Source organism: Wolbachia endosymbiont of Madathamugadia hiepei (genome assembly GCF_013366855.1).
Taxonomy (GTDB): Bacteria; Pseudomonadota; Alphaproteobacteria; order Rickettsiales; family Anaplasmataceae; genus Wolbachia.
Map to the genome: position 1 here is coordinate 1 of NZ_WQMP01000072.1, position 5,247 is coordinate 5,247.

Consider the following 5,247-nt stretch of genomic DNA (forward strand, 5'->3'; position numbering starts at 1 on the left):
GTTAGTCTCTGTGAAAAAAGTTTATCATGAGAAAATAAGGAAAGATGTAGCAAAAACTGGTAGTTTAACTTAGCTACAAATAGAGAAACTACCAGTTTTTGCTACATCTTTCCTTATTTTCTCATGATAAACTTTTTTCACAGAGACTAAGACAAAGCAAGCCAGCACGTACTTTGCTCTCTGGCGATGGTGGCATATTGTCTATAGAGCAACACAGTAGCACACGACGAAAATAGGATCTTTGGTCTTATAGTGATAGTGGGGTTTTATGAACTTATGCTCAAACCAGGATTTTCTGCGCATTGCCATTTACTTTTGTTTCGTCCACTTTGGTGTTAGGTTTTGATATTGCATATGCAATACCATAAGCAGCAAGTCCAACTGCTAACGCAGCAACTACAGCTATGCTAGCTATAACTAACATTGATAATCCAGCATTGGCAACACCACATCCAATACCTACTGCTAATCCAGCTATAACGCCACAAACAACACCAATCATTATTGCTTTATTAGTTGCTTGTTCAGTTGTTGCACTTTCGTTACTAGCTGAATTTCCTTTCACTGCTCTATTGTCAGATATATCCTTTTCAACTTGAGAAGTTTTGTCTAGCATATCCTGATTTCCAGCTCCTTTTAAGATAGTCTTAATTTTTCCACGATTATCTTTTTCTATACCGGCAAAAACTTCTTTTAATATACCTTTTCCTATAGCTGCACCTAGAATAGCTTCAATGCTTTTCCGGTTATGAAAAGACATGGCAAGGCCAAGCGGTGTTACAGTATATTCCATACCATCTGAAAGCTTTACAGTTATATTCGCAGTGGTAAGAACTTTTTGTAATATACCTTGCCCTACAGCTGCATCTAGAATAGCTTCAATGCTCTGCTGACGATCAAGAATTATAGCAAGGCCAAGCGGTGTTACAGTGCATTTTTTACCACTTGACACATCCTCAATTATACCTGTATCAGTAAGAATCTTTAGTAAGTCATCTTTCGAAGCTCCTTTGAGGAGGCCAGCAACGTTACCCTTATTGTTTATTGTTTTCTGTAACTTATCATATAATTTCAGTTGTTCTTCTAAACCAGACATATAATTACCTCTGCAAACACTTCGCTCGAGTGTTACATATTTCAATAAAAGAGTCAAGAAACGGACTTTTGAAACCCTAATAACGTGTCTTCCAGCCACACTTCTGAACGGATATCATGCAAACTCCTAATTTTTATTAGTCAGCACACTAACTATGAAACAATCTATGTTACCATCAAAAACGGAATTTATGTTGCCCACTTCATGTCCGGTTCTTAAATCCTTCACCATTTGATATGGATGTACAACGTATGACCTGATTTGATTACCCCAGCCTATATCGCATTTTTTGCCATACTCTTGAGCCATTTCCCGCTCCTTTTTTTCCAGCTCAATTTGGTGTAAACGCCCTTTAAGTAACTTTAATGCCTCATGCTTATTCTGATGCTGGGAACGGCTGTTTTGGCACTGAACTATGATGCCCGTTGGAATATGCGTAATGCGCACTGCACTCTCAGTTTTGTTCACATGCTGACCGCCTGCTCCTGAAGCGCGGTAGGTGTCGATCTTTAGATCCTTCTCATCCACAGCAATATCAATTGAATCTTCTATCACTGGTGTCACCCCTATGCTTGCGAAACTGGTATGACGTTTGCTGCTTGCATCAAATGGTGATATTCTAACCAGCCTGTGAATGCCACTTTCGCTTTTTGCCCACCCATAAGCTTTTTCTCCGATAATTTTTATCGTTGCAGATTTTATACCAGCCGATTCTCCCTCTAATTTTTCTACAACTTCAACTTTAAAGTTGTGATAAATCTCTGCCCATCTCATATACATACGCATGAGCATTTCAGCCCAATCATTGCTCTCCGTTCCACCAGCTCCTGAGTGAATTTCCAAGAAGCAGTCATTACTATCTGCTTCGCCAGTAAATAAAGATTCCGTTTCCTTGCGCTTGATTAATTTCTCTAGCTTCACTAATTCATTTTCAACTTCAGAGAAAAGTTCCTCATCATTTTCATCAATAGCGAATTTCATTAGGCTGATAGCATCGTTGTAATCACTTTCTAACTTTGAAAATGACTCCACATCATTTTTGATTTTAGAACGTTTTTTTAAAATTTCTTGTGCTTTTTGGTTGTCCTGCCATAGATCATCATCTGCAGCCTGAGATTCCAGCTCTGCAAGACGTGACTTCAATTTTTCTACGTCAAAGACACCTCCTAATGACAGAAATACTCTTATCTAAGCTCTGAAAGTGTTCAAAAATTTCTAAATAGGCTTTCATTATGCTTTAGATTTTAATATATTCACTATCAATAGCAATAACAGTACACAAAACAGAAATTTAACCATATAGTAGTTAATTTAAAACAATCTTATTATACTCTAATGTTTAAAGAGATCAAGTACGTATATGTGTTAAGAAGTAAGGTGAAGATATGAATATTGAGATAAATTCCCATTATGGTTTAGATAATAAGGCTATCGATAACCTAATCGAGTCACTTGATAACGAGGAGCTAGAAAACGTTCGTAATATCGTAAAAACAATAGATAGCGTTCAGTTAGCCTATTTTTTATCTACTTCAATCAGTGACCACAGGGAAAAATTAGTTAGTATCCTAGATCAACATTTGTTAAGCAATGCCCTAGTACATGTAGTACCAGATTTACAAGCGGAAATCATAGAAATACTGGGGATAGAAAACACGGCAAAGTTACTCACGCTTCTTGATGTAGAAGACATAGTAACCATAGTGAAAGATTTGGATAGAAAGTCTATAGAAAACATACTTCACTACTTGCCCGGCACAACTCAAAAGTTAGTAGAGGAGTTGTTATCATATCCAGAAGAAAGTGCAGGAAGGTTGATACATAAAAACATGGTTATAGCTCCATATTATTGGACGATAAACCAGCTAACAGAATTCTTGCGTAATTATAGAAAAATACCAGAAACATTTCATCAGATTTTTGTCATCAACTCAAAATTAGAACCTATAGGTAGTGTTAATTTAAATAAGGTAATATCTCACTCGGGAGAAACAACAATAAAAGAAATAATGAGTCAGGACATAAAAATCATTAAAACTGGCTTAGACCAAGAGGAAGTAGCAAGAATATTTAAAGATTACTCTCTATTATCTGCTCCTGTAGTAAATAAGCGCGGTAAAATCATAGGTGTGATCTTAACTGAAGATGTAATAAAAGTTGTCCAACAAGAAACAGAAGAAGATGTACTGAAAATAAGCGGTGTGTCGTCCAAGGCTGACATAAATGCCCCTATACATAAAACCATAATTCAAAGACTACCTTGGTTGTTGTTCAACCTCTTAGCCGCAACAATATGCTCTATAGTAGTTGGCTTTTTCGATAACGTAATAAAGAGTTTTATAGTACTGCCAATAGTTATGCCAATAATTGCGTCGATGAGCGGAAACGCAGGATCTCAAACAGTAACACTTACCATCAGAGCGATCGCAACAAAATATTTAACTGAGCAAAATGCAAACAGAATACTGATAAAAGAATTTTTCATAGGTCTAATAAATGGAATAATTCTGTCTACTATTTCACTCGTAGTATTAGCCGTGAGATTTCACAGCTTCAAAGTGGAGATCATTTTTGTAGCCTCCATGATCATGATGTCGATCATTGCAACATTTATTGGAACTTTCATTCCTATAATGCTTCATCGTTTGAAATCTGACCCTGCAGTTTCCTCTTCAATTCTAACATCAGCAACAACCGATATTCTTTCAGCTTTTATATTTCTTGGTTTAGCTACGCTCTTCCTGCTAAATAGCTAAGTCTTTCTAAAACAGACCAGATGCACAGCTTCAACTATATCTTCCACTTGCGGTAATGCTTTTTTCTCCAGGTTTGCAGCATAGGGTAAAGGAACATCCTTACCTGTTACGCGTACAACTGGGGCATCAAGGTAGTCAAATCCATGCTCCATAACCGCAGCCGAAAGCTCTGCGCCGATTCCTGCAAATGGCCAACCTTCTTCTACGCTGACCAATCTATTAGTTTTCTTGATAGAGTTAATGACAGTTTCAGTGTCAAGTGGCCTTAAGGTTCTCAGGTCAATAACTTCAGCTTCTATGCCTTTACTAGAGAGTAAATCTGCTGCATTTAAAGCATCCATTAATTGCAGTGAGAAAGCAGTGATAGTTACATCCTTTCCTTTCCGTATAACAGCAGCTTTTCCTATCTCAAGTAAATAGTCTTTATTCGATAGCTCAGAGTCAGAAGCTTCGTGCTCATGTCCATAAGTGATCTCGTTTTCTAGAAATATCACTGGATCTGGATCACGAATTGCAGCTTTAAGTAGACCCCTGCAATCGGAGGCAAAATAAGGCGCTATTACTTTTAACCCTGGTACATGCGAATACCAAGATGCAAAGCATTGAGAGTGTTGTGCAGCAACTCTCGCTGCAGCGCCATTTGGTCCACGAAATACTATAGGGCATCCAAGTTGTCCGCCTGACATATAACTTGTTTTTGCTGCAGAATTCACAATTTGATCAATAGCCTGCATAGAAAAATTAAAAGTCATAAACTCAACAATTGGCCTGAGCCCAGCAAATGCTGCTCCAACAGCAAGACCAGCAAATCCATGTTCGGTAATAGGTGTATCAACCACCCTATTTTCTCCAAACTCTTTCAGCAATCCTTTCGTTACTTTATAAGCACCGTCATATTCTGCAACTTCTTCTCCCATGATAAACACATCAGGGTCGTTTTGCATTTCTTCTCTGATTGCTGCACATAAAGCTTCTCTCACGCTTAAAGTTGCCATTTATAAACTTTTATAGATTAACTAAAGTAACTATATCAGAGTTACCAGAGGCTAGTAAAGCAGATATTGCTACAAATTAAACCTTACCAACACCATGTTGCACCAAGCCTTGAATAGCCACTCCTTTCAATTCGGTGGTAGGCTTTGATACCATGTATGTAATACCGCCAGCTATTAATGCAAGTATCGCGGAAGTTACAATCATTTGCAGAACAGATAAGTTGGAAACAATACTAAGTACCACTAACATAGCTGCAAGATTTACAGAAGCAATTTTTAAGAAACACGGTCGTCTTTTTTCTGCTTTTTCTAGTCTCTGTGAAAAAAGTTTGTCATGAGAAAATAAGGAAAGATGTAGCAAAAACTGGTAGTTTAACTTAGCTACAAATAGAGAAATTAC

General features: G+C 37.4%; 5 protein-coding genes and 1 pseudogene. 2 read left to right on the plus strand and 4 right to left on the minus strand.

All coding sequences use genetic code 11. The annotated features are described in order from the left end of the window. Positions 1-98 precede the first annotated feature (98 nt). A complete protein-coding gene (locus GO685_RS03285) occupies positions 99-236 on the plus strand; it encodes a hypothetical protein (RefSeq protein ID WP_175937560.1) in 138 nt (45 codons plus the stop codon). A 44-nt stretch (positions 237-280) separates the two neighbouring features. On the opposite strand, the gene GO685_RS03290 is transcribed toward GO685_RS03285, so the two are convergent. Next, entirely contained in the window at positions 281-1,096 is an 816-nt protein-coding gene (locus tag GO685_RS03290) for a hypothetical protein (protein ID WP_175937561.1), read from the minus strand. A 126-nt stretch (positions 1,097-1,222) separates the two neighbouring features. After that, a protein-coding gene (prfB, locus tag GO685_RS03295; RefSeq protein ID WP_175937562.1) for a peptide chain release factor 2 occupies positions 1,223-2,327 on the minus strand; the annotation gives its coding sequence in 2 pieces (ribosomal slippage) (positions 1,223-2,251 and positions 2,253-2,327; 1,104 coding nt in all). A gap of 154 nt (positions 2,328-2,481) precedes the next feature. Here prfB and mgtE point away from each other — a divergent pair. Beyond that, complete coding sequence (gene mgtE / locus GO685_RS03300) at positions 2,482-3,852, plus strand: magnesium transporter (protein WP_175937563.1); 1,371 nt, start codon at positions 2,482-2,484, stop codon at positions 3,850-3,852. Here the strand turns inward: mgtE and GO685_RS03305 are convergent. Together GO685_RS03305 and GO685_RS03310 are read right to left on the minus strand one after the other, a co-directional pair. Next, complete coding sequence (locus GO685_RS03305) at positions 3,849-4,847, minus strand: pyruvate dehydrogenase complex E1 component subunit beta (protein WP_175937564.1); 999 nt, start codon at positions 4,845-4,847, stop codon at positions 3,849-3,851. The two genes, mgtE and GO685_RS03305, sit on opposite strands and share 4 nt — an antisense overlap. Positions 4,848-4,923: 76 nt before the next feature. Next, positions 4,924-5,247: pseudogene (locus tag GO685_RS03310) on the minus strand (hypothetical protein); the annotation flags it as partial.

Bases quoted from the DNA above. Each gene is read 5' to 3' on its own strand.
- GO685_RS03305 (WP_175937564.1), bottom strand. From the start codon at position 4,847: ATGGCAACTTTAAGCGTGAGAGAAGCTTTATGTGCAGCAATCAGAGAA.
- mgtE (WP_175937563.1), top strand. From the start codon at position 2,482: ATGAATATTGAGATAAATTCCCATTATGGTTTAGATAATAAGGCTATC.
- GO685_RS03290 (WP_175937561.1), bottom strand. From the start codon at position 1,096: ATGTCTGGTTTAGAAGAACAACTGAAATTATATGATAAGTTACAGAAA.